The organism is Niastella sp. OAS944, from assembly GCA_024809215.1.
Lineage (GTDB): Bacteria > Bacteroidota > Bacteroidia > Chitinophagales > Chitinophagaceae > Niastella.
Genome location: JANUBW010000004.1, coordinates 117,668 through 141,276 on the forward strand (window position 1 = coordinate 117,668; position 23,609 = coordinate 141,276).

The 23,609-nt window shown below is 41.2% G+C and carries 21 protein-coding genes; 7 read left to right on the forward strand and 14 right to left on the reverse strand.

The window, feature by feature from the left end:
* Nucleotides 1–61: 61 nt before the first annotated feature.
* Nucleotides 62–2,527 carry a glutaminase domain-containing protein gene (locus tag GGD38_RS18955; RefSeq protein ID WP_375301955.1) on the reverse strand — a complete coding sequence of 822 codons (2,466 nt, stop codon included), beginning with the start codon at nucleotides 2,525–2,527 and terminating at the stop codon, nucleotides 62–64.
* 224 nt (nucleotides 2,528–2,751) lie between these two features.
* Between GGD38_RS18955 and GGD38_RS18960 the strand changes: the two genes are divergently transcribed.
* The 7 genes from GGD38_RS18960 (at nucleotide 2,752) to GGD38_RS18990 (ending at nucleotide 7,953) form a co-directional block, all read left to right on the forward strand.
* The gene (locus GGD38_RS18960) at nucleotides 2,752–3,141 is read left to right on the forward strand and encodes a DUF1801 domain-containing protein (protein WP_375301956.1); all 390 of its coding nucleotides are present in this window, start codon (nucleotides 2,752–2,754) and stop codon (nucleotides 3,139–3,141) included.
* Between the two features lie 63 nt (nucleotides 3,142–3,204).
* Nucleotides 3,205–3,666: an FKBP-type peptidyl-prolyl cis-trans isomerase gene (locus GGD38_RS18965; protein WP_375301957.1), complete on the forward strand. Its 462-nt coding sequence runs from the start codon at nucleotides 3,205–3,207 to the stop codon at nucleotides 3,664–3,666.
* A gap of 194 nt (nucleotides 3,667–3,860) precedes the next feature.
* Complete coding sequence (locus GGD38_RS18970; protein ID WP_375301958.1) at nucleotides 3,861–4,397, forward strand: RNA polymerase sigma factor; 537 nt, start codon at nucleotides 3,861–3,863, stop codon at nucleotides 4,395–4,397.
* Entirely contained in the window at nucleotides 4,387–5,145 is a 759-nt protein-coding gene (locus tag GGD38_RS18975) for a hypothetical protein (RefSeq protein ID WP_375301959.1), read from the forward strand. Before GGD38_RS18970 ends, GGD38_RS18975 begins: the two co-directional genes overlap by 11 nt.
* The gene (locus tag GGD38_RS18980) at nucleotides 5,142–5,858 is read left to right on the forward strand and encodes a DUF4097 family beta strand repeat-containing protein (RefSeq protein ID WP_375301960.1); all 717 of its coding nucleotides are present in this window, start codon (nucleotides 5,142–5,144) and stop codon (nucleotides 5,856–5,858) included. The genes GGD38_RS18975 and GGD38_RS18980 overlap by 4 nt, the downstream gene beginning before the upstream one ends.
* 19 nt (nucleotides 5,859–5,877) lie before the next feature.
* Nucleotides 5,878–7,437 carry an alpha/beta hydrolase-fold protein gene (locus tag GGD38_RS18985; RefSeq protein WP_375301961.1) on the forward strand — a complete coding sequence of 520 codons (1,560 nt, stop codon included), beginning with the start codon at nucleotides 5,878–5,880 and terminating at the stop codon, nucleotides 7,435–7,437.
* A 75-nt stretch (nucleotides 7,438–7,512) separates the two neighbouring features.
* Nucleotides 7,513–7,953: a nuclear transport factor 2 family protein gene (locus GGD38_RS18990; RefSeq protein WP_375301962.1), complete on the forward strand. Its 441-nt coding sequence runs from the start codon at nucleotides 7,513–7,515 to the stop codon at nucleotides 7,951–7,953.
* Between the two features lie 534 nt (nucleotides 7,954–8,487).
* Here GGD38_RS18990 and GGD38_RS18995 read toward each other — a convergent pair.
* The 13 genes from GGD38_RS18995 to GGD38_RS19055 form a co-directional block, all read right to left on the reverse strand.
* On the reverse strand, nucleotides 8,488–9,234 hold the full coding sequence (locus tag GGD38_RS18995) for a DJ-1/PfpI/YhbO family deglycase/protease (protein ID WP_375303861.1): 747 nt from the start codon (nucleotides 9,232–9,234) through the stop codon (nucleotides 8,488–8,490).
* Nucleotides 9,235–9,332: 98 nt separating this feature from the next.
* Nucleotides 9,333–10,760 carry an antibiotic biosynthesis monooxygenase gene (locus GGD38_RS19000; RefSeq protein ID WP_375301964.1) on the reverse strand — a complete coding sequence of 476 codons (1,428 nt, stop codon included), beginning with the start codon at nucleotides 10,758–10,760 and terminating at the stop codon, nucleotides 9,333–9,335.
* A gap of 18 nt (nucleotides 10,761–10,778) precedes the next feature.
* Nucleotides 10,779–11,585: an alpha/beta fold hydrolase gene (locus tag GGD38_RS19005; protein WP_375301965.1), complete on the reverse strand. Its 807-nt coding sequence runs from the start codon at nucleotides 11,583–11,585 to the stop codon at nucleotides 10,779–10,781.
* Between the two features lie 35 nt (nucleotides 11,586–11,620).
* Complete coding sequence (locus GGD38_RS19010) at nucleotides 11,621–12,202, reverse strand: carboxymuconolactone decarboxylase family protein (RefSeq protein WP_375301966.1); 582 nt, start codon at nucleotides 12,200–12,202, stop codon at nucleotides 11,621–11,623.
* A gap of 15 nt (nucleotides 12,203–12,217) precedes the next feature.
* The gene (locus GGD38_RS19015; RefSeq protein ID WP_375301967.1) at nucleotides 12,218–12,787 is read right to left on the reverse strand and encodes a cupin domain-containing protein; all 570 of its coding nucleotides are present in this window, start codon (nucleotides 12,785–12,787) and stop codon (nucleotides 12,218–12,220) included.
* A 10-nt stretch (nucleotides 12,788–12,797) separates the two neighbouring features.
* Entirely contained in the window at nucleotides 12,798–13,022 is a 225-nt protein-coding gene (locus GGD38_RS19020; RefSeq protein ID WP_375301968.1) for a 2TM domain-containing protein, read from the reverse strand.
* Nucleotides 13,023–13,231: 209 nt separating this feature from the next.
* Nucleotides 13,232–13,570, reverse strand: coding sequence for a Crp/Fnr family transcriptional regulator (locus GGD38_RS19025; protein WP_375301969.1), 339 nt, complete (start codon nucleotides 13,568–13,570; stop codon nucleotides 13,232–13,234).
* Nucleotides 13,571–14,016: 446 nt separating this feature from the next.
* Nucleotides 14,017–15,966: a sigma 54-interacting transcriptional regulator gene (locus tag GGD38_RS19030; protein WP_375301970.1), complete on the reverse strand. Its 1,950-nt coding sequence runs from the start codon at nucleotides 15,964–15,966 to the stop codon at nucleotides 14,017–14,019.
* 41 nt (nucleotides 15,967–16,007) lie between these two features.
* On the reverse strand, nucleotides 16,008–18,341 hold the full coding sequence (locus GGD38_RS19035; protein WP_375301971.1) for a histidine kinase dimerization/phosphoacceptor domain -containing protein: 2,334 nt from the start codon (nucleotides 18,339–18,341) through the stop codon (nucleotides 16,008–16,010).
* 791 nt (nucleotides 18,342–19,132) lie between these two features.
* Entirely contained in the window at nucleotides 19,133–20,353 is a 1,221-nt protein-coding gene (locus tag GGD38_RS19040) for a hypothetical protein (protein WP_375301972.1), read from the reverse strand.
* Nucleotides 20,350–21,705: a hypothetical protein gene (locus GGD38_RS19045; RefSeq protein ID WP_375301973.1), complete on the reverse strand. Its 1,356-nt coding sequence runs from the start codon at nucleotides 21,703–21,705 to the stop codon at nucleotides 20,350–20,352. Before GGD38_RS19045 ends, GGD38_RS19040 begins: the two co-directional genes overlap by 4 nt.
* A gap of 12 nt (nucleotides 21,706–21,717) precedes the next feature.
* Nucleotides 21,718–22,932, reverse strand: a complete 1,215-nt coding sequence (locus GGD38_RS19050) for a hypothetical protein (protein WP_375301974.1) — start codon at nucleotides 22,930–22,932, stop codon at nucleotides 21,718–21,720.
* A 46-nt stretch (nucleotides 22,933–22,978) separates the two neighbouring features.
* Nucleotides 22,979–23,593 carry a hypothetical protein gene (locus GGD38_RS19055; RefSeq protein WP_375301975.1) on the reverse strand — a complete coding sequence of 205 codons (615 nt, stop codon included), beginning with the start codon at nucleotides 23,591–23,593 and terminating at the stop codon, nucleotides 22,979–22,981.
* Between the last annotated feature and the right edge of the window lie 16 nt (nucleotides 23,594–23,609).

Sequence of the window (23,609 nt, forward strand, 5' to 3'; positions counted from 1 at the left end):
ATAAAAACAAAAGGCTTCCCGATGCATGGGAGGCCTTTTGTTTTTTAGGGAAGTTATTTGGTTATTTCACCTTCATACTATCTGCCAGCATTTTCATAAAGAATCCTCCAACAACACTTCTGGCCTTAAAGTTTTCGCGAATACCTGTGATGGCATCGTAGAAATCGTTGAGGGGAACGCGGGACTCTGTTTCAAGCGAATGCCGGTAAACAGGCGTTATTAGCTTTTCAAATTGTTCTTGCTGCGGTGCAAAAGAGGCCGTCCATAAGATCCAGTCATTCTTGGTATAGGTTTTCCGGCTATCCAATGGCAAACCGAATTTCTGCTGCCTGGTAAGATAGTACTGGGTTTCTGTGTCATATACCTTTTGTGGGAAAAGACGAAGATTGAGCACTTTATCCCATATAAGATTGTACTTCTGGCTCCAGGTTTCTTTGTTATCAAAAGTGAGGCTGTAGTGATCGCCGGCGTCTGCCATTTGCATCCACCTGGGAACCATGCTTTCGGCAATTTCCCGGTATTTCTTTGCAGTAGCGGTTTCACCTAACATCTCTGCCAGCTGCGCATAACAGGCAATAGCAACGATTGCCTTTACCGATAAGTTCGCATTCCGTGCCAGGTGACCGGCAAAATCATCTGTGCAAAGTTGCGTTTTAGGGTCAAGCCCTTCTTTTGTCAGGTAGTCGACCCAGGTAGTTAACGTTTTCCAGTGCTGTTTTGCATAATTGGCATTCCCCTGCACTTTAGCTATTGCGGCCGTCAATATGATCATATTACCCGATTCTTCTACAGGCATTGGCTCTCCATAGGTTTGACCGTTTGCAAGCGGATAAGTGCCAAGATCATGGGCAGCCCAGGGATGGTCATATTTACCGGTTTCACTAAAATGAAAAATACCATTTAACATACCCTGAACCAGATCGGGATTATAAAGCAGGTACAACGGCGCCGATGGATAAGTAACGTCAACCGTGTTTATAAAGCCTCCGCTATTGTTCTCCTTCGAAAGCCAAAGAATTTCTCCTTTAGGACTTTTTACCAGCGTGTGCGCTGCAATGCTTTGCCGATAAGCCAGCGCACAAAGGTGAGCATACATGTTACCCCCTGCTTTAGCAGCTTCATTATTCAGCTCTTTATTGAAGGCCGCACACTTCTCCATAACGGTCTTATATTCTTTCGCAGCATCAGCCAGTTGACCTTCTATCGTTTGCCTGCCATCATTATTCCACCAGGGACGCAAATTAGTATTGAAATACTGGATAGAATATATCTCGTCATAACCAAGCATCACCTGTCGCTCAACAAGGTCTTTACCTACAGCGCCGAAGGGCATTATTGTATTCAGCGATAGCGACTTTCCGGTAGAAGCGGTTGAAACTACCGCGCCATTACTAAAGGCCCGGGCTGCATCTGCACTTTTGGTAATAAATTGCAATGCACCGGATGACTGGGGTACAGCTACACAAAAATAGCCCCAGTCAATTCGCATATCATCCGACGACTTTTTAAGTATAGGCTGCTCGCGGGTACCAGTCTTCAGGATCGACAAACCACCGGCAGCATATTTTCGGGTAGAAACTTCCTGAGCTGGTTGATACACTGCAATATTTGAGGAAGCACCCAGGAATACTTTAACATTGTGCTTTTTTTCATCATTGGCCTGCACCGCATATGTAATGTATGAAACGGGTCGTGCAAGCAACTTCATATCATTCAGCAGCAACGGAGATGTAAATGTGAGTTTCAAATCAACATCGCCGCAGGTAAAATCATACATGGTTTGGGTAGCAGTAACCTCAACACCCTTTTGTTCAGCCAGCGCAATAGCATCTGTATTGTCTTTGATCTTATCTACCAGACCAAAGTCAAGAAACCTGCCACCTGCTGTATTTTTCAAATGAATGGCAATTACATTTTCGCCTGATTTAAGATCAGCTTTGTTTATGGGATGATACTGAAATGAATGCGTCCATCCCTCCTTGTTATATATGTTCTTTCCATTTAGAAAAACTTCAATATTGTCGTCATGGTTCAACTTCAGGAAGAGCTCATTGATACCGGCGAGGTTTGTTATATTAAAAGACCTTCTTACCCAAATGTTGTTTGATCGCCAACTGGTCTTTGCAATGCTTTCGTTATCACCGATGGGGGCCTGACCGGTTTTCCAGCCAGCATCATTGAAATTTGCCGACATCCAGTCACCCTGTGGTTGCTCTTCGGAATAACGAACCGGATATATGGTTTCATCGGCAGCCGTAACAATGGTCTTGTAATTAGTTTCAGCCTTGCCCATAAACCGGTAAATGCGGCCATCTACATTGATCAACCCCAATAATGAATGGTTAGCACCGGTCCAATGTTGCGTTGTTGAGGAATTCAACTGATCGGTAGTTGACCAAATGCTAAAATAGGTGTTGTGCGTAATGAGGGGGTAAGCAGGCGCTTGTCTCTCCTGTGCGCCAATCTGGGTAGTCGCAAATAAACCTGTGATGGCAGCAAATGCTTTAATAATGGCAAATCTCGTCATGTAAGATATCGTTGTTCAATGAAAAGAGAAGCAAAGTAAATAAATGGCAACTCTCAGAAGGCGCAATTTGTTTCAATCTTTGTTCAATTTGTTTCAAAATGATAAAACTGGTCTTTGAGCTTACGTGAGCCTTAAACTGTATGATGAACCTGTGCGGGCATGGTTGCGCAAAAAGCTAAAATAATAACGTTGGATAAAACCAATTAAAGAAATTATTTTAGCGTATGAAAATCAGAAACCTTGTTGAACTGTTTGCTGTTCTTCCGGAAGATGAACGAATAATTGTAGATGTTTTGCGGCAGATAATTGTTGAAACACTCCCTGCATATTGCAAAGAGAAAATATCATACAATGTTCCATTTTTTTACGGCAACAAAGGTATTTGTATTATTTGGCCGTCAACCGTTCCTAGAGGCGGTATCAAAAAAGGCGTTCTTTTAGGTTTTTGGTATGGAAATAAATTAAATGATCACGATCACTTTCTGTCACATGGAACTAATAAGCAGATCTTTTACAAGATCTACCACACACCCGAAGAGATCGATGACAAGCCAATAAAAAAGCTTCTAAAAGAAGCGATCAAATTAGACAGCTCCTTCAAAAAAGTATCCTAGGCCATTTTATTGGTAAAATATACATAACTCCATATTATATTTGTCCCTAAACTTATAATATACATGCGTTTAATTAATCTTGTTTTTAGTTTGGTATTAGCCCTGGGGTTTACGGGATGTAGTAATAAGGATAAAGAAGAGCATAGATGCACCACCGCAGCGGAAGATGATGCCAGTATGCAGAGTTATATTAGCGCAAACGGCATTACAGCTACCAAACATGCCAGTGGGCTGTATTATCAGATCATTGAGCCGGGCAGCGGTGCAACACCCACAGCCAGTTCAACAGTGAAAACAAACTATACAGGTAAATTCACCAACAACACTTCCTTCGATGCAGGAACAGTAAGTTTTCCGTTAAGTAATGTAATTGAGGGCTGGCAAATAGGTATCCCCCTTATCAAACAGGGCGGCAAGATAAAATTGATCATTCCGCCTTACCTGGCTTATGGATGTAATGATTACAGGAGTATTCCAGGCAATTCAGTATTGGTATTTGATGTGGAATTACTGGAAGTTCAGTAAACGCATGCCTATCCCATAGAAATAAAAAGTAATCTTCTGTTACCAGTTTTATAAATTAAATGGTCCCTGCTTACCGGCAGGGACCATTTAATTTATGATTATTCTAAAAAAACCAATTTATTATTGTAACCTTTTTCTGCTTCTGAGTAATATATAAAAACAAACTGCAGTTGGAGCTTGCCGATGAAATATACATGAAAGAAATACAGAATGGCCGGTTGGAGGCTATGGCTGTATTGTTTGATCGTTATCAGGTTCGTATATATAATTATTTCTTTAAACTTAGTTTCGACGCTTCACAGAGCGAAGACCTGACGCAGCAATTGTTCATCCGCGCCCTTCAATATCGCAACAGTTTTAGACCCGAGCAGGGACGCGTAAAAACATGGCTATACCGGATGGCGGTAAATCTGCATATTGATCACAAAAAACTTCAGGCGAAACACAGGATGACGGTTATGCCATTGAGTGATGTGCACGGAAACGTAGCGGAAGTCACCTCCGGCAATTTTACCGAGGCAGATTACAGCACGCTCGATAAGGCATTGATGCAACTTGAACCAGACCAACGGCAACTCATCATACTAAGTAAGTACCAGGGTTTGAAGTATGAAGAAGTGGCAACTATTATGGGCATCACTGTTGCGAATGTGAAAGTAAAAATGCACAGAGCAATTCTTGCTTTACGCACATTATATTTCAGTAAACCAAATGGAACATATGAATTGTGAAGAAGCGATGCAGGCTTTTCTAAATGCCCGCGAAACGGGCGCCGCCCTAAACAAAGCGGAGGCGCAGCACATAGAAAAATGCGAAGTATGCAGGAGGGAAATCGCAGAAATAGTTCACCTCTTTGCTGAAATAAGCAATGATGAGGTTTTACCTCCTCCCCCGTCTATACGACAGGTATTTGAGACAGCATTGGCAAATGAAATAGCGATATCCCAAAAAACAATAGCACCCCGCAGGGGCATCTTCCGGTCTCGCTTTACTACTATGGCCGCGGCCTGCGTATTACTGATCGTAGGGATTGGCATTGGACATCTGGTAACGCGCACCAGGGATAACCGTCCTTATCCAGAAGCTTTCAATGGCAATAAACCTGATTCCATTGCGTCAACATTGTACCAATCTTCCAGCGACCGAATTGAAACGATCAATAGGTCTGTGGAAAATAATACGCCGGATGATAGCCTGCTGGTTACACTTACCAGAATTTTGGCCAACGACAAAAATTCCAATGTTCGCATGGCGGCCCTGTATGCATTGGCAAAATACGCCGATAGCCCCTACGTTCACGAATGCCTGATTGCCTCTCTGGCACGGGAAACCGAACCGGTAATACAGGTGCTGCTGATCAATTTGTTGATGGAAAAAAAAGGAGATGGCGCCATTGACGCCATTCAAAACTTTATCAAAAACGAAGGCATCCGCAAAGAAGTAAAAATGGTTGCTCAAACAAAATTACGCTCATTATGAAACAGTTTTTATTAATATTTCAATTGCTGTGTTTCATCAACCTGTATGCACAACATTTTCAGACCCCCACCCAAAAGGTAAACACGATTAAGTTTGCCAATGTTTCCGGATATGTCAGCATTGAAGGCACTACAAATAAAGAGATAAGTATTGACTATTATTCGGATGATGCCCAAAGCAAAACATTACCAGGTAACACTGGCGTAGGGCTGGAATTGCAAAAACTTGATAGCGCCTGGGTTTTCACCGGCCTCCTTTCCGAAACAAGTAAAGGTCGCTATGCCATAAAAGTTCCGGAAAAGACCGTATTGAATTATCAATCAGATGCAGATCATACCCGGCATGTTGTAATTGCAAAGTGCAAGGGCGATATAGATATTAATATACCCAAAGATGTTACACTAACTGAGGTTTCAGGAGGTGTAGTAATACAATCTACGAGTGGTAAGGTCACTGTAAATTCGATTGCCATCAGTAAACATAAGCCTGTATCCATTATCACTGAAACTGGCCCTATTTCCCTTGCCATTCCGGCCAATACCAATGCCGAACTTAAGCTCGGTACAGCAACGGGAACTGTACATGCCGCATACAATAATGAAAAGGGAAAAACCTTGATGAATGGAAAACAATTGAATACAAAACTTGGTACCGGCGGCCCCCAAATTCATATCCAGTCTTTAAGTGGCGACATTCACTTTGTGCAATATTAATCTTATAAGTTGACCTGCCATGCGAAATAAAAACTTATGGGTCCTTATACTGACCTTCTCCTTGCAAATTCTTTTAAACGTGCAGGCTAAGGCACAGGACCAGATAATAAAGGTTGATTCGTTTTACTCCCAAATCTTACAAGAGCAGCGGTTATTACATATGGTTTTTCCTAAAAATTACAACCCGGCCTCTACTAATAAATATGAAATATTGTACTGTCTCGATGATATTGCCGATTTTCTTACTATGGAATGGGGCATGTTGCAATGGGAAGGATTTATACCCAAGAATATGATCATGGTGGGCATTACCAATCCTAAACCAAACGGTGTGGATATGCGAGACAGAGATTTTACACCTACAAAAACCTGGGGAAACACAGGCGGTGCAACAAACTTTATATCGTTTATCAGGAAAGAATTAATACCATACATCAATAATAAATATAAAGGCTCGAATGATGGTAATGTATTGTATGGTGGATCACTTGGCGGATTATTCGTAATGTATACCTTTTTAACTGACCCTGCCCTTTTTACCTCCTACATTGCTATTGACCCCAGTTTGTGGTGGGATGATTTTATACTAACCAAGACCGCCACTGGTAAATTAGACAGTAATAAAATGCTTCGCAACACACTTTATATTGCCGGCAGAGAAGGGAACGCTTTTAAAGAGATGGGAGTAGCCGCGATGGACTCTGTGCTTCGCAAAAAAACGCCAGTAGGACTCGACTGGACATGCGTTGCCTATCGCAATGAAACACACTATTCTACTAATTTCAAAGGATTTTGGGACGGACTAAAATTTTCTTATGGCGGCTTTTATGCCTCAACAGGTGGCTACTCTACTTCCAGAAAGATTGCAATTAAACCTAAAAGAGGCATCGTGCTGAAAGACGTTCCCTTTAACCTGACTTGTTACAACCTGATGGCAGATAGATACCTGCATTATACAACCAATGGCGCAGAACCTACTTCATCATCACCCAGGCTTGCCGGAGATGAAACGTCTATTTTACTTACCAGTAACTCGAAAGTTATTGTAAAATCTATAGGAGTAAGATCAGAATATAACAAGCTGGACAGTGCATATTTTGTTATTGGCAAAACTTTAAATCCGATCACCAAACCAACAAAAGTAAAGCAGGGAGGACTGCATTACGCTTACTATCAAAGTACCACGGATTCCTTTCCTGACCTTAAAATAAGCAAGCCGGTTAGCCAGGGAATTGCGGGTAAAGATTTTGATGTAAACAAGTTCACCACCGATAAAAATTTTGCTTGTATCCTCACCGGATACATTAAGATTGAACATGCAGGATATTATATCCTGGAAATGGGTGGCGGAAATGACCATTCAAGAGTTTACCTAAGTAACCAACAGGTTTTAGGCAACCATTTTATTCGCGATGAAGGCGAGATGTATTTGCTTCCTTTACAGGCAGGGTTTTATCCGTTTCGAATCGAATACTTTCATAAAAAAGGAGAAGCAGATCTGGCACCTATCTACCTAAAGCCGCAAGGGAAAGAAGATTTCGCCATTCCCTCTGAGATGTTATATAGCGATATAAGATAATGCTCATTTCCTGATGTTCGTCATTAGCGCTGTTTGCTGCAGGAAGACTACGTATATTAGTACTATCCTTAACGCATGAAAAAAATAACTTACATAGTAATTCTATTATTTCCAATGTTTCTTATGGCACAATCGAAAACGGAAGTCACAGAAACCTTTCTGCAGTCGTTTGCTAATGCCTTTAATGCGCACGACGTTAAACTGATCATGTCACATATGACTAATGATTGCATATTTGAAGCTTCAGCGGGGCCTGATCTTAACGGAGAAAAATTTATTGGTCAGGACCAAGTAAGGAAGGCATTTGAAAATGTATTTGAAACCTTCGTTGACGCTCACTGGGGAAATACCAGGCATTTTGTTTTTGCAAACAGAGGTTTATCTGAATGGGTTTTCACCGGCACCAAAACTGATGGAACCAAAGTAGAAGTAACAGGATGCGATCTTTTTACCTTTAAAGATGGAAAGATCTTTATCAAGAACTCATATAGAAAGAATCGCATACCCAAAAACTAAAGAAATTTCAAACCGATTAAACTTACTCATCTTCCAGTTTATCGAAGCTGCCTTTATCACAAGGACATAAAAATGAGCAGTACTTTTTTCTCTATTGCTAAATACCGGATCGCCGCCCCCACTTATTTCCTGCTCATTTCCTTCATTTGTTTCAATTAGTCGTTCTTTTGATTGGACACGATCAATCAAATAATAATCAGATGAAAAAGCAGGTTAAAGAAACGAACGATTTCATTTTGCAAGAGGTTTTAACCTCATTTAAAAGTGAAAACAACTTATTAGTGAAATTAACATAACTCCGCCTTATATTTGTCCCAACTGCTTTAGAATAAAACCCACAATCAAATTCGTACTAAGCCAATGGTCAATAATTATCAACTATCAAACGAGGACAAAAAATTAATTGACGGAAAATTAAAAGAAGATATTTTTAATAAAACGGATTCAGAAAACCAGATCAGGCCAGAGGTTTTACTCATGGATTATTACAGATTGAATAATATGGATTTTAATTGGATCATATTAGATCCAATGTCAAAACTTCTTCAACAACCAGTTTTCTACAGCTCTGGAAAAATCGGCTACATCAATCGGATGTCTGCTGGTAACTAAATTTCCATCGGTAACTACAGATTGTTCCAACACGGTTGCGCCGGCATTTTTCAGGTCACTTTGTATATTCCAATAGCCTGTGAGCTTTTTCCCTTTAATAATTTCAGCAGAGGCCAATACTACAGGTGCATGACAAATAGCTGCTATTAGTTTTCCTGATTTATTAAAGTCCTGAACAAACTTAATCACATCCTTATCAGCCCTAAGATTATCGGGATTCCAGGCGCCGCCGGGAATAAATACGGCATCATAATCACTGACTTTGATCTGATCTGCCGTGCGATCAAATTTTATCCAACCTACGGGCTGCAGATATTGTATAGCCATCACATGGGTTTTTGACATTTCAGGATAGGCAAGCCCGTATCGTTCGGGAGCCGGGTTGTATTTAGGCGCAACTATGTCTACGGTTGCTCCCAATTCCCTGAAATACCATACCGGTCCTGTCAATTCTATTTCCTCGAAACCGTCGGCAACAAGCACGGCTATTTTTTTACCTTTTAATGCAGATCTGTCTTTAACAGGTGTAAAGAAAAATGCCTTTAACGCCTCGTTCCCCGGGGCATTTAATAATTTAGATACAGGCATGTTTACAACAGCCGACGCTGTTGTCAATTGATTAATAACTGCCAGCTCGTTTGCATTTATCTGGGCTTCTGCATTATTCATTGCAAGCATAATTATGATCCCTCCTACGATTTGATTAATAGTTTTCATTTTCTAAAAATTAATTACCGTAAATAAATTTGATTGAATGTTGATTTGTGTCACTCACGAATAAGCGGTGCAAACTCAACGAGATTATGGATGCCATCCTGAAATGGTTGCTTTTTGATACTAGAATTAAGATAATCAATCACCGGTTTGATGGGAGGAAAGTTCAGATGATATTGAAAAGCCTCATTGCTTCTGAATTTTTCATAAGTCACAAACTGTGTATCGTCTTCTTCCAGTTGCGATAGCTGATAGGTGATCACACCCGGCTCACTCCTGAATTGTGGCATCGCTACATGGTACACATCCTTAAATTCCCCCTGTGTTCCTGCTTTCGCATCTACAAACAGCATAATGGTAAGCTGACTATCGGAAGTATTTGCAGGCCTGCGCCATTGCTGTTTTGAAATTGGTTCAATGTCTTTTATCCTGATACTTTTCAGCGGCGCTACCAATGCCATTTCCGCCAAACGGATTACTACTTTAGACTGTGCGTTGCTTTTTGCTTTCGTCCACTCTTCATTACTTTCCCACCGCTCAGTCAGCCAAAGTATGGAAGGGTTTTCCTTTTCATAATAGGCTTCTGCCATGACATTGCTTTCGATAACAATTGAATTCGATACATAATCAGCAACTGCTTTTCTGAACTGCTCCAGATATTCAGGTTTCACATCATATTGCGTAAGTATAGCCACCGCCTGCTGCTGCTTTAATATTGACAGTACAGCCTCTCCTACCGCTTTTGCGGATTGGGGATTCTGTCCCGTAACTACCCGTTGATCTGTTACAACATGTGATTGCCAAAGACCTGATTTTTCGAACATCGCACCGCGCTTAATTAGTTTCGATTCCAAAAGAAAGGGAACAACATTGTCAAGTTTAACAGCCACTTCTTCTTCATTGGTAAAGGCATTTATTCTTTTACCATCCACCAGGTATTTTCCATTAGACAATTTGATGTTTACAAGCCCAGCGGGGCCATGACAAACGGCACTTACAATGCCTCCGTTCTCATAGATTGCTGCAGCAATAGAAGCCAACTCTATATTGTCTGCAAAATCCCACATAGCGCCATGACCTCCTACATAATGGATGGCAATGTATTGCCTGGGGTCAATTGCTGAGGGCTTTAGTGTTTTTTCAATTTTTCGTCTGTATACAGCGTCGTTCCAGAATTTTTTATTTACTTCTTCCCCCAGGTTAAGTCCATCTACAGGAGCCCTACCTCCTGCGGGGCTAACAAAATCAATTTCATAGCCAGCATTCGTCAGCACTTCCCACGGATGGGCAGCTTCAGACAAGTAGAATCCTGTTTTTTCACCAGTATTTCCCTTTTTATTATGACTGGTTACAACAAATAGAATTTTCTTTTTCATCTTACTTACATTTTGTGCCTTTGTATACGAGGTGCTTACCAGGAGAAATATTACAATCAATACAAATACACTGTAGAATTTATACATCCTTGCTTTTGCATTCATTTCATGTTGTTTTGTGTTTTAATTAGTAATGCCGAGCAGCAGCTTTGATACTTCGTGCGGTTGGGAAAGAAATGGAGAGTGGCTGGTGTTTACCGAATAAACTGTTTTAATGCCTGCTGCCGCTATCATTCTATCCTGCAGGCCCGGAGAAATAACAATATCCTGCAGCGTTTTAATATATACTTTCGTTACGGCACCAAAGCCCTCATTGGTTAACGTAACTTTATTGGTAAAAGGAATGGCTGGCTCAGCACGATATTTGTCAATTACCTGGGTCTTAACCGCCGGAGTGCCATCATTGATAAACAGATAGGTAAGACTATCGGCCTTTACATCAAGTGTTAACTTGTCGGCAGACTGAATAAGCGAATTACCCAGTTTAGAACCAGGATCGGACATGGAAAGATCAACCAGCGCCTGCCCCGATGTCGGCAGGAAAGCTCCGATGTAAACCAGTTTGCTGATCCTGGCCGGGATCTTCTCTGCCACAGCAGTTACAACCATGCCACCCATACTGTGTCCAACCAGTATAACGTTTTCATTTGCTGCAGAAATTGCCTGAATAACTTTATCACGGTAAACATCCAGGCTCAGGATATACGTTGCTGTATTATCGTTACCATGCCCCGGAAGTTCAACAACAATTACCTTGTTTCCTGCTTTAAGCAAATCATCACGTACGGCATCCCATACGTATGGAGCCTGCCATGCACCATGTACCAGCACATAGGTCTTAGGCTTGGCGTTGTCTTCTTTTTTGTTACAGAATGCAAATGTGAAGATTGCGAGCATTGATGCCAGCAATGAGGAAGCTATTTTTTTCATTTTTAAAGTTCTTAGTTGTTATGATAACTCATTTCTTAGCCTAAGTCACCCATCTTTTCAGGAGCTGGCATATCAAATCCATTTAATACCGTTGCAATGAGACAATAGCCACTTATAAGGAATATAAGTTCACCGGTGCCATTTTGCCCAAACAACTTAACAGCGTGATTATATGTAGAGGCAGGAACAATGTGCCCTTTTACAAGTGCAGAAGCTACATCATGCGCAATGGCCTCCTGCTCCTTTAAACCTTCCGGGCGGCCACCAGCTGCCAATGATGCGATAATATTTGGTGAAAGACCAAAAGCAGCCGCCATGATCTCATGCGCATATAACTCGAAACGGGCTCCAAAGGCGCCTCCTACTGTAAGAATGGCTACTTCGCGCACCCTTTTGTCGAGTGTTGCATGGTTGTCGAGCGATCTTAGAAATGCTAAAGCAGGTACGCCAAACTGCGGGAAATGCAGCATGGGAGGAAAAGGGCCCAACAGCGCTCCCTGTGCATCCAGCATAACTACGGGGCCCTGGCTTTTGGTTATAAGATTAGCGATCTCATTATGAACGTAACGAAGATTAGGGCTCAATGAATCTGGTGGTAGTGGTTCTAAACGCATCATACTGGATTTTAGGTTTTACAAAAGTTCACCGGTGAACTGACCATCTAACAGAATAAAGGCCATGCGGCAGCTTTTGCCCGACCGGTTAGCCCAGGCATGGTTAGTACCCCGTTGTATGATAATATCCCCGGCTTTAATATTCACTTCGCCCTGATCAACTATTAATGTCATTTCTCCCTCAAGCACAATCCCATAATCAATAGTTGCGGTGCGGTGCATTAAAGGATGCGGTGCGCCTTGTCCTGCTTTTGAAGCATCTTCACCTCCCATTGATTTAAAAGTTTTACCCGCCTCATCTTTAGTAAGATTCCGGATCTCGTCCCCTTCGGGCGGGAAATCAATAACTCTTATGCGCGTGCCACCTTTGGGCGGCGCCAATACCAAGCTGGTTTCATCCGGCTCTCCGGATACGCTATCGATCAGCGCCGGCGACTGGCCGGTAGTCCATACTTCGTGAAACTTCGCTCCGTTAGGACCTCCAATCATATACGTGCGCCCTGCAACAGCGTCTGATAGAATAATTGCTTTTCCTTCTTTATTATGCCCTGTTACGATACGTCTCACTATTTGTTGTTGCTGATCCATACAATTAGCTTTAGTTTTTCTTTGATTTTCTGAAAACAAAAACGCCCAGGTAGTGAAACAGCACCCCTATTGCCCATGTTGGTGTAGACCATAAAGGCCATGGATAGGTTCTGTCGGTTAAATACCATACGATCCATATAGCCGGGGTGGCAAGAAAGAAAACAAGCAGGTGAATTTTGAAACCCTTTTGAGGATTGACAGATGCTGATGCTCCCCATTCTGTTTGTTGCGACATAAGTTTTAGTTTAATGACGTAATGATTTTTCTTAACAACCTTTGTAGTATAAAATTACCCCTGCAACCCACAACACGGAGGAGCCCCAGTCACTTTTAACGGGTGATCGCAATCACTATTAATAAGTGATTGCAATCACGCCTAATAACAAACGAGGGTGTCCTTATGTATCAGGACACCCTCGTTTATATAGTTCCTTTACCGCCTTCTTATTTACTGCTGGAGTATAACCGGCTTAAAGTTTCCCGGCGCAAGCCAAGAAATTCGGCAATCATTTTCTTGGGTATTTGTTGTACTAAGACGGGATATAATTTAGCGAACTCTTCATATCGTTTTTGCGGCGCATTGAAAAGTAATATTTTGATCCTTTGCTGCAAGGCAACAAATCCCTTAGTCATTTTAATCCTGAAAAAATGCTCCATCTTGTGCATCTCTGAAGCCAGCTTTTCTCTGCCATACAGGGTTAAACATAATACTTCACCCGGCACTAAACATTCAAGGTACATAGCTGCCGGCGTTTGATTAAAATAAGAATTATAGTCAGACATCCACCAGTTTTCCTGTGCGAACAGCAAACATATTCTTTTCCCCGATCGTCGGTATAAAAAACCTTGTAGATCCCTGATAGTACCAGGTATTCGTATTTTACCTCCTCCCCTTCCTGAATGAGATATTGATTCTTGCGAACTTTTTTTAATGTAAAGAAGGATTTGATGAATTCGAATTCCTCGTCGCTTACAGGGGTGATCTGTTCGATATGTAACCTCAATTTGTCCATATTATCATAAGTCTGTTCGCTTATGATCAGGGCTATTTGCATGCCATTAAACAGAAAAGTAAAAAGCAGGGGCCATTCAACCTTACAATAAAATGAGAACTAATTGCTTAGCAATTGTTGCGAAGAAACACCTGCAATTAAATACAGATATGTAGCTCCAAAAATATTGGAGGTTGCTGATCATACGTCTAAAAATATTGGAGTAGTTCATGTTGCTTAAAGATCATCCTTTTTAATATTCAGCTTTGCCATTTTGGCTTCCAAAGTAGTGGGCTTGATATTCAACAATTCTGCAGCACCATTGGTTCCCCGTATACGGCCATTGGCTTTTTTTAAAATGGAAATGATATAGGCTCTTTCTGTTTCCTGCTGAATGAGCTTTACATCACCGAGATTTTTGATGGCCATATTGCCGGGTACGTCGGGCGACGCCATGGAGAGGCTTCGCCTTAACTCCAGTTTAGCGCTACCGTCATTAAGAATAACAGACTGCTCTATAATATTCTCCAGCTCGCGAATATTCCCCGGCCAGCCATAGACGCACATTTTCTCCATCATGGATGGTGCTATACCGGTGAATGGCTTATTGAATTCCCTGCAAAACCTGTTTGCAAAAAATAATGCCAGTGCTTCAATATCAGTTTTTCGTTCCCGTAATGACGGTAATGTAATTGGGAAAACATTAAGGCGATAATACAGATCGAGCCGGAAATTTCCTGCAGCAACTTCTTTTTCGAGGTTTCGGTTGGTTGCTGCAATAATTCGAACATTCAGCTTTATGGGTGAGTTGCCTCCCACATATAAAATTTCTTTTTCCTGTAAAACACGCAGCAATTTAACCTGCATATCCAGCGGCAATTCTCCAATTTCATCTAAAAAAATAGCTCCTCCATCAGCCTGTTCAAATCTTCCTTTTCTTTTTTCGAGAGCGCCGGTAAACGCGCCCTTTTCATGACCAAATAAATCAGATTCCATCAACGTGGCAGGAATAGCAGCACAATTTACTTTTACGAATGGGCCCTGTGCTCTTTGCGAAAGTGCGTGAATATGCTCAGCTATTTTTTCTTTTCCCGTTCCGCTTTCCCCAAGGATCAGCACTGATGTGTTGTAAGGAGCTACCTGTATCGTAAGATCTAATGCAGCTAATAACAAAGGATGATTTCCAATAATATTCCGGAATGCCGAATGCTTCGCTGCGTCACTATTGTCTTTACCAAAGGAACCGGATTGGCCCATTGGGGCAGTTTCATACCCAATCATTTTTTCAGCGATAGCTGTCAAATGTATTTTCAAACGATTCAATATGGCAAAATGCTTTTCTGTATAAACAGAACGCTGACGGCTATAAAAGAAAAAGCGAACTGAAGACCCGTTAGGCAAAGCCACAGGAAACACCAGGTATTCCTGAAGATCAAAAAAATTAAACAAAATGTGTTGCAGTGAAGGGTCAGCCGGTTTTTGTTTTGATATTCCATCACTGAAAATGAGGGCATCATCATCTATACGGCTATTTTTAATGGCTTCGTAAAGAACTTCATTATTTAAACCAGTAATTGTGATCAATTCCTTTTCACCAATAAACTGATATTCATCAAATCCAATGCGTAAATAAGCCGAATCATTAAAATGTGCCTCATCATGCAGCCTGGGGCCCCACAAAATAAGATCAAATGGTATATAAGGTTGTAATAAACGGGTAATCTTCAGTAATTTTTCTTTAGCGTCTGAAGTTTCAATCCCTATTTCGATCAGTTGTTTTTTCAAAAATTCTTCCTGCCGGAATTTTGACTCAAGGCTATGACGGTGGCGATACAAGGCAATATCCAACGTGATCAAAAGGTCTTTTTCCCTGAATGGTTTTACAAGAAAACCATAGGGCTCGGTGGCCTTTGCTTCTTCCAATACTTTCTGGCTTGAATTGGCTGATAAATAAATGAAGGGGATGTTTTCATCCTTCAATTTCCTGGCCAGGTCTATACCCGAACTTTGTCCTTCCAATCGAATATCAAGTAGTGCAAGGTCTGGTTTTTGGTTTTGAAGATACTCTTCTGCCTCTTCAACCGAAGCAACAATACCCGCCACGCTATAACCGGCTTTTGCCACGGCCAAACGGAGTGTATTTGCTACAATAAATTCATCCTCTACAATTAGTATTTTGGTATTCATATATTTGTTACCCTGCTCTTAAAGGAGGATATAGTTTGAGTTCATTTAATTAAAACCGGAAACCTTACGGTTACATGCACTCCATCATTACTTTCAATAAGAAAACTTCCCTTTAGCTGTCTGGTAAGCCCCTGCATTAGATCGAGCCCCAGCGAATGATGCTCCATGGCGTGGAACCCTGCCGGTAAGCCAATACCATTATCCGATATTTTTAACAATAACTGATCAGTAGTCCCGCACTGTAACTGAATGCTTACTACTCCTTTCTGTCCATTCAGAAATGCATACTTAATGGCATTCACAACACATTCGGTAATGATCAATCCGAGTGGGATTGCCTGCGACACATCAAGACACACAGGTTCAATAGCTTGTTCAAAAACTATCTGGTTGTTGGTATCAAAACTCTCATGCAGATAGCGAACCAGATCGTCGATATAGGCAGGCATCTCAATGGTTGTTGTGTTTTCGTCCTGGTAAAGCTTTTGGTGAATCAGGGACATTGCCTGCATCCGTCGCAGGCTGTCATTGACAGCGAGCCTTGCTGTTTCATCTTCAAGATACATGGACTGCGAATAGAGTAAGCCGGTTACCATTTGAAGGTTGTTCTTAACACGGTGATGCACCTCCTTGATCAGCCATTCTTTTTCTTTGAGAAGTTTATCCTGGTCTGCATTCAGTGTTTCTAAAAATAAGTTCTTCTGATCCAATTCCTTTTGATTTGCCTCCAGTTTCCGGTTGCTTCTTTGTTTAATGATATAACGATTATATAACAACCCCACAATGATCAGCAATAAAGCTACAAAGGCTAAGGTTATATTCTTCGTTTTGGTAGCCTGCTCAACACTGATACGCTGCAATTGATTTTGATTGTTAAGCAACTTAATATCCTTTTCCTTTTTAGCGGTTTCGTATTGGATCTGCAACTCCTCAATTTGCCTGCTTTTGTTTTCTGTAAATATGGAATCGCTTATTTCTTTATTTCTAATTAAATATATGTTAGCAGATTTATAGTCTCCGATTGCTGCATATGCCTTATAAAGCATCAGATAAATACCTTTGATATCAGAAGCGTTATTAATGCCTGAGGAGGCATTAAGTGCCTTATGAAAAAATGCGGCAGCTTTAGTGTATTCTCTTTCGTCCATAAAATACTGCCCGATCTCGTAATGGGTATCCGTGGTTATTTCATTGTTTTTTTGCAGTTCGCCGGTCAGACTGATCAATTCAAGATAATATTTATCAGCTTGCTGGTGTTGGTTCATAACATGATAACAATATGCCAGCGAACCAAGTAAACTTGCTTTTGCATAGACCCCTATAGGATTATTTTTAGTTTTAATATCAAGAAGAAATGCAAGTGCTTCTCTTTCTTTTTTAAGCTTAATAAGTTCCCTTGCTAAAAAACCTGCATCCCTGAACATATACAGGTTGGTTGACCCGGTGAACTTCCGTTCTCTGAACATTTTCCCAAACCATTCCACGCTTTTTTCAGGTTGCCCTAATTCCCTGAACATATTGGCCATGCGACTGTAGAAAGTAGTGATCCTGGTAGTATCATTGGTAGCAGCTGCACTTTCTATTGTCTTTAAACTATAAATAAGAGCTTTGCTAAAATCTCCTTTATTGCGGTAAAGTCCCGATAGCAAATCATACACGTCATGCAGTTTTCGGTTACCAAATGCTTTGTAACGCTCCAATAAATTAAGCAATTGGGATTCTGCCAGGTCTAACCTGCCATGGCTCAAATTCATAACAGCAACGTCTTTTAATGCATCTATCTCTTTTTCCTGATCGCCGGTTTTCCTAAAAAGTGAGATCAGTTTTTCAAAGCAATACATCCTGGTTATGCCTGTGCTGTCACGTGACGGGATTAATTGTGCAAGGTCGTGCCATAAAAGGGCTTCTCTTTCTTCATTACCAGGATAACTTATTTTATCTATCATTTGCTGGTAATGATTTTTGCTTTGCGGCAGACCTTCAGTAATAAAGGAACACATTGCTTTAATATGCATGTACTCCGGGCGCCATTTTTCAGACAATTGATCCGGCGCTATTTTATTTGCCATCTCAAAAAAAAGCAGGGAGCTGTCCAGATCTTTTTTGGATCTGGCGGTACGAAAAAGATAATGCTTGCCCAACATGATCAATAAACGAAAACGGGTTGAATCGTGCAATGTGCCCATGAGGTTAATAGCAGGTCCTATTTCTTTTTTTCTGAGAAAGGCATCTCCTTTTAATAAAATTGCCTCATTTTTTCCATTTTCATATTTCAATACATCACTAAGACGAAGCGCCTGCTCTGCGCACCAGGATGCACTGTCGAGCTCCGCTCTGGGATTACCGGTCCTATTCAGGTAATACTCTCTGGGCATATAAAATTCACTCAGCCTTAGCAAAAGATGCACCCGGCTTGTATCTGCTTTGCTTTTTCGGAGTTGCAATAACAGCTGCGATGGATCATTCCACCTGCTTTGAGAAAAAGAAAATAGTGGAGTAACCAGCAAAATAATAATGATGGTAATAAAACAAGGAACCCTATTACTATCACGCTTCATATTAAAAAAGAAAGTCTTGTATATTTAAACGCGGCAGTTTACATTAAATTTATCAAAAATAAACAATACTCTCGAGTTACACTTAAACATAATAGTTACGGACTTTTCACGACAAATTCAAATTCTTGGGGATTGCGTTGGAGCTAATGTTTAACGATACGACAGAAGTAGTTTACTATGTCTCGTCCCTATTTAACTATGTGCTATCAATAACCAACTATCGTGCGTCAGTAGCTTAATATGCCGCATCTTGACCTAACTATGAGCTACCGGTACTTAAGTATGCGGCATTTGTAGCTAATTGTGAGTTATCAATAACTAATTATACCGCATAAATAACCATTTTTGTATAGCACTTACAAATATACGAGGCAAAATTGCTCCGGCACGAGCAATAGTTGGCTACTAATGAGCCATAGTTAGTTACCGATGATCCATATTTAGTTACTGACGACTCATAGTTACTTCCTGATAACACGTATTGAGTAAAGGATGTGTTATAATTGCAACTGTATAAAACATAGTGAGCAATGAGAATTACATAAATACTTCTTGAATAAGCATCTTTCACAATGGAATCAATAAGGAGGGTTATTTAATACAGGTGATTACTTCTTATACCCTGGTTGCAGCGTTGAAGTTATTGTATCGAATATCACCAATGCATCATATGCATTTTTGGACCCGATTAGAAATTGCTCCCCGTACGAAGGAATGGCGTTTATTCTATCGGCCATTAGACGTGAAGCAACTTCATCATGAAAGAAAATGCCACTCGCTATTCCAAACATGTTCAAAATTAACAGCGGCGTAGACGAGGCGATGGGCTGAAAAGACCGTATATAATAATACCGGTCTACAGTATTAACAACCGTAACAGCAGCTTCTTTGGAGTAATCTGTAAGCAAAACAAAATAACCTGATTGATAATGATGATAAAGATCCAGGCCCATGTAAGAGGAACCCTTGTACAGGTGAACGTTGTGTGCCCAAAGGACCGTTTTGTTGCCTGCGGCAAGATATTGTACGTTTCGTGCCATTATACTGTCCCGATATCTAATATCCCTGAATAGGTCCTGAAGGCCATTTACCTGGTTGCTGATATGGAAATGCAGTTGATCAAATGCCTTTTTGCCAAGGGACGCCGCTAATACATTTTTATGATCATTAAACCAGGCAAATATATCCCGCAGTTTCATGGAGTCGGTAGCTAAACTGCTGATCCATTTATTGACCATGATTTGTGCGCTGTCGATATTATGGCGGAAAATATAATTGTATAGGAAATAATTGCAGAAGACTTCATGAGAATCGGGAATATCAAAACCGCCTATTTGTACCATATAGCCGGGGTGACACAGATTGTATAGTTTTAACCAGCGAAACAGGGCCGACAATACAGATGCGGCAATGGGGGGTACCCGCAGCGGTTTCACCAGAGAATCTATAATAGACAATGTTTTTATACGGCGATCCGTGAGGTAATTGCGAATAGGCATACAATTAAAATCAGGCAATTCAAACAATATATTCCGGTACCCTTTTTTTTCAACCAGGTATTGTATCATTTTTACTTTAAGTGCAGCCGGTTCAAACCCGCCATGGCTAACCTCGCCCAGCCCTACTATTTGAATGCGGCTGTTGATCTTTGAATCGAATATGCGGGCTACCCAGGCAGTGCCCGAATCAATATGGAGGGGGCCGATCGGCGAATAGGGAATGGTAGCATCACTTTGGCCTGAAGCAATGCCAAAGCTCATTACATGAATTCCTACAGCTGGTAACAACCTTTGAGCCCAGCCCGGCAGATGGCCATAAAACTTTTTCATGACATAGCTTTTACGGGGTCAGGCTTTTGATTTGTAAATGCGGAATACAAAAAATGGGTCTGTTGCATTTTCTTTAATCGCTCAGAAGCATGATTGAACATTTCCTGCACAATCCCGCTGTTTGAATTTTGGGATGGAGTAACGTCGGAATAACCAAAATTCTTCTGGTGAGAGATGTATGGAAATAATATCATTTTATTGCGCGTCATTTGAGATATTTTGATATCGCCAATCACCGTTTCATCGAATGGTGCGTCTATAATTGTTTGAAAAAATTTCCGGTAAAGGATAATGAACTGCGTGGATAGAAAATGGTTCGCCCAAAAAAGATTGTCGGAAACAGGTACTGCATAATCAAATTTTCCGCTTCCTCCAGACAGATAATCGCAGCCCAGCATGTGTGCTTTCAGTATATTGCGTAAGAGCATTTCGCCGGTATAGTAATTGCTGAATTCATGATCATCCTCGCAAATAATCATCACATCATCATCATTTTCGATGGCCACGCTAACCGCTTTTCGAATGCTTTGCCAAAGGCCGTAGGCGCCTATTTCATGTTTGCAGGCATCGATCATGGTTATATTGAATTCTGTCTTTCCTTCAAATTGTTGTAGTATATGTTCGCGTCTGTCTGTTCTTTCCGGAAGATTGATGATATAAACCGGAATGTTTACATTTTGCAATGTAGTTGAATCTTTTGCTTCACTACCTGATGGCATGCTATTGTAGAAGCGCCGGATGCTGTTGCATATTCTGGCGCGCGCAGCACTTTTCACAAACAGGCGTTCAACCCGCCGGAACATATTGTTGAATGCGGTTGCATCGGAATACCCGAACTCTTTCTGTACAGAAATGAAGGGATTGATGAAAAAAATGCGATCAGATAAAGACGCCATCTTACCGTCGGCAATATCGTCTTTTGTAAATGTTGCTTCCAGAATGAGCGGAAAGAACTTTCTGAATATGATCAGAAACTGTGTTCCTGAAAATTTTTTTACCTGGAATAAAAGGTCGGACGCCTGCACTGCGTCTTCGAACCAGCTTACGCCACCGGATAATATATCTGCCTCCAATGCAATGGCTTCGGCAATGGCTTTTTTTAATATTTCCATTGAGTAATCGTCGGTGAACAAATGGTCATCCTCGCAAATAAGAATAAGATCGTTATCAGGAGCAGATAGTTCCAGGATTATTTTTTTTATGGAATTCCATAAACCAACATTGCCATATTGATGTATACAGGCTTCAACAATGGTAGTGCAAAATTCCTCACGTCCGGAAAATTCATTTAAGCAATGTTCTTTCCTGTCAGTACGGGACTTTAGGTTAATGATATAAGTGGGAATGGTCACGGTGGTTTTAATTTAATTTGGCGTTACCGGTTTAATTCCAGGTGTTAAATTTTTGAATAGAAACAGGGCATCTAATGGCCGGATGGCCGTATCCGGGACAATAGTGATTGCATCATTTGTAAAAGTTGGCAGTTCTGCAGGCAGGTATTGTTTCAACACCAGTGTATCTTCGGGAATAAAAAAGCGATCCTTTTTTTGGTACAACAGTTTTTCCTGCTGCGGCGCAATAAAAACCGAGTCCACAATTTTAGCGGCCTGTCGGTTTACGAGGAGCAGTCTTGCAGTATCTGAAAAACCGGTAAGGCAGGCAAAGTAGCCTTCTTTTAACTGCTCATGTAAATACATACCTGTATAAGAAACAACAGGCCTGCCGGGAATATAATCCAGCCGCGTGTTGGATCTTGCTATAAAATCATTTGAGGTGTAAAGAATGCTTCGTTGACTCACTTGTTGTAATATTTGATTTCCTATGATATTTACCGTAAGATCCATATACTGCGTTACATTGGTTTGCTTTGCCCGGCGACTCGTGGCATCATAATACGCCAGATCTTCTGCACATGCTGCCAATAGCGCCTTGTTTTTATTAACAAACGCCCTGTTTTTTACTATACCCTTATACCACTCTTTAACATCCTTAACGGCGAGCGAATCGGGATAGTTGGGTACCCCCCATTTTGTTGACAGGGACGTCCCGTTTTCTTTATCCAATGGATAAATATATGTGATCATGAAATAGGATATAGGGATAGCCCGCGCAGCACCAATACCGCGCAGGCTAACTATTTTATCCTGATGTAGGAGATTGTATTTCTTTAGCCAATACAAAAAAGTTCTGAAGCCCGTTGTTTTATACTGGAAGTTGCCTATGGTTTGTTGCACCAGTGAGTCAATGACCGTAGAATCGAAACTCCTTGTTCCGCTCAAATAGTGGTGCAGGGGACGAACCATCCAGTTATCATCCATTACCAGAAAATTCCGGAATCCTTTTTTTCTTATTAAAAAAGCAGCCAGTGTGGTATTGAACCTTACAGGTTCATAAGCCAGGGCTGCAGCATCTCCCAGTCCAACAAGTTTTACATTGTCCGGAATTTTGTTACCTGCCATCAATTCAATGTCGGCCATTGCGGCCTCTATTGATTTTCCGGGCACATGTTGTACCTGGCGGGCTCTGGTGGTGAAAAAAAAGCAAACAAGGCAGGCGCATAAAACAATGAGCTTGTGCATACTTCAATGATATGGTTGATCTTGATTTATAAGGAATAAAAAAGTTCTAAAAGCCAAAAGCACTTTTAAATTGCTGGATTATCTGAGTTACAGGTATTGAGCCGCTTACTTGTATTCTACCCGAATTGGGGTCAATTGAAATAGTACCTCTTAAGCCGTTTGCATCGGTATAGTTGATATGCGGAATACCACCGGAACCGGCCGGAGCGGTAAAGTCGAAAATAGCTCCACCTGATGTTGTATATCTCGCAGGCGCCGGATTACTGCCGGTAACCGGGAGTAAACTCCAGCCGGAACTGCTCGACGACGAACCATTAATGGAAAAGCTGGGTCTCCAGGGTGATGAACCGCTGCCGTTAAGTGCCGATACTAAATAGCCTTGCGATCCGCTGCCGAAATTTGAAAAAAGCAGGAAGGCGCCTGAACCGCTTCCAGAGCCATACTCCATATCCCAGGCAACTTCAAGGCTACTACCGTCAATATTGTCAAGCATACCAGAGGTAACCATTCCATAAAGATTATTCCAGTATTCATCTTCTGTATCCCATGAATCGGAAGTGTCGTCATATCCACCAACGATGGTCCTTAATTCTTCCTGAGAAATTACATCGCCTACTTCTTTCTTAAGTTCGGTAAATGGAAGTTTTAATTTTTTTTTCATGATACAAGTTTGTTAG

Excerpts from the sequence above, each read along its gene's own strand:
- GGD38_RS18955 (WP_375301955.1), bottom strand. The coding sequence starts at position 2,527 with ATGACGAGATTTGCCATTATTAAAGCATTTGCTGCCATCACAGGTTTA.
- GGD38_RS18960 (WP_375301956.1), top strand. The coding sequence starts at position 2,752 with ATGAAAATCAGAAACCTTGTTGAACTGTTTGCTGTTCTTCCGGAAGAT.
- GGD38_RS18965 (WP_375301957.1), top strand. The coding sequence starts at position 3,205 with ATGCGTTTAATTAATCTTGTTTTTAGTTTGGTATTAGCCCTGGGGTTT.
- GGD38_RS18970 (WP_375301958.1), top strand. The coding sequence starts at position 3,861 with ATGAAAGAAATACAGAATGGCCGGTTGGAGGCTATGGCTGTATTGTTT.
- GGD38_RS18975 (WP_375301959.1), top strand. The coding sequence starts at position 4,387 with ATGAATTGTGAAGAAGCGATGCAGGCTTTTCTAAATGCCCGCGAAACG.
- GGD38_RS18980 (WP_375301960.1), top strand. The coding sequence starts at position 5,142 with ATGAAACAGTTTTTATTAATATTTCAATTGCTGTGTTTCATCAACCTG.
- GGD38_RS18985 (WP_375301961.1), top strand. The coding sequence starts at position 5,878 with ATGCGAAATAAAAACTTATGGGTCCTTATACTGACCTTCTCCTTGCAA.
- GGD38_RS18990 (WP_375301962.1), top strand. The coding sequence starts at position 7,513 with ATGAAAAAAATAACTTACATAGTAATTCTATTATTTCCAATGTTTCTT.
- GGD38_RS18995 (WP_375303861.1), bottom strand. The coding sequence starts at position 9,234 with ATGAATAATGCAGAAGCCCAGATAAATGCAAACGAGCTGGCAGTTATT.
- GGD38_RS19000 (WP_375301964.1), bottom strand. The coding sequence starts at position 10,760 with ATGAATGCAAAAGCAAGGATGTATAAATTCTACAGTGTATTTGTATTG.
- GGD38_RS19005 (WP_375301965.1), bottom strand. The coding sequence starts at position 11,585 with ATGAAAAAAATAGCTTCCTCATTGCTGGCATCAATGCTCGCAATCTTC.
- GGD38_RS19010 (WP_375301966.1), bottom strand. The coding sequence starts at position 12,202 with ATGATGCGTTTAGAACCACTACCACCAGATTCATTGAGCCCTAATCTT.
- GGD38_RS19015 (WP_375301967.1), bottom strand. The coding sequence starts at position 12,787 with ATGGATCAGCAACAACAAATAGTGAGACGTATCGTAACAGGGCATAAT.
- GGD38_RS19020 (WP_375301968.1), bottom strand. The coding sequence starts at position 13,022 with ATGTCGCAACAAACAGAATGGGGAGCATCAGCATCTGTCAATCCTCAA.
- GGD38_RS19025 (WP_375301969.1), bottom strand. The coding sequence starts at position 13,570 with ATGTCTGACTATAATTCTTATTTTAATCAAACGCCGGCAGCTATGTAC.
- GGD38_RS19030 (WP_375301970.1), bottom strand. The coding sequence starts at position 15,966 with ATGAATACCAAAATACTAATTGTAGAGGATGAATTTATTGTAGCAAAT.
- GGD38_RS19035 (WP_375301971.1), bottom strand. The coding sequence starts at position 18,341 with ATGCCCAGAGAGTATTACCTGAATAGGACCGGTAATCCCAGAGCGGAG.
- GGD38_RS19040 (WP_375301972.1), bottom strand. The coding sequence starts at position 20,353 with ATGAAAAAGTTTTATGGCCATCTGCCGGGCTGGGCTCAAAGGTTGTTA.
- GGD38_RS19050 (WP_375301974.1), bottom strand. The coding sequence starts at position 22,932 with ATGCACAAGCTCATTGTTTTATGCGCCTGCCTTGTTTGCTTTTTTTTC.
- GGD38_RS19055 (WP_375301975.1), bottom strand. The coding sequence starts at position 23,593 with ATGAAAAAAAAATTAAAACTTCCATTTACCGAACTTAAGAAAGAAGTA.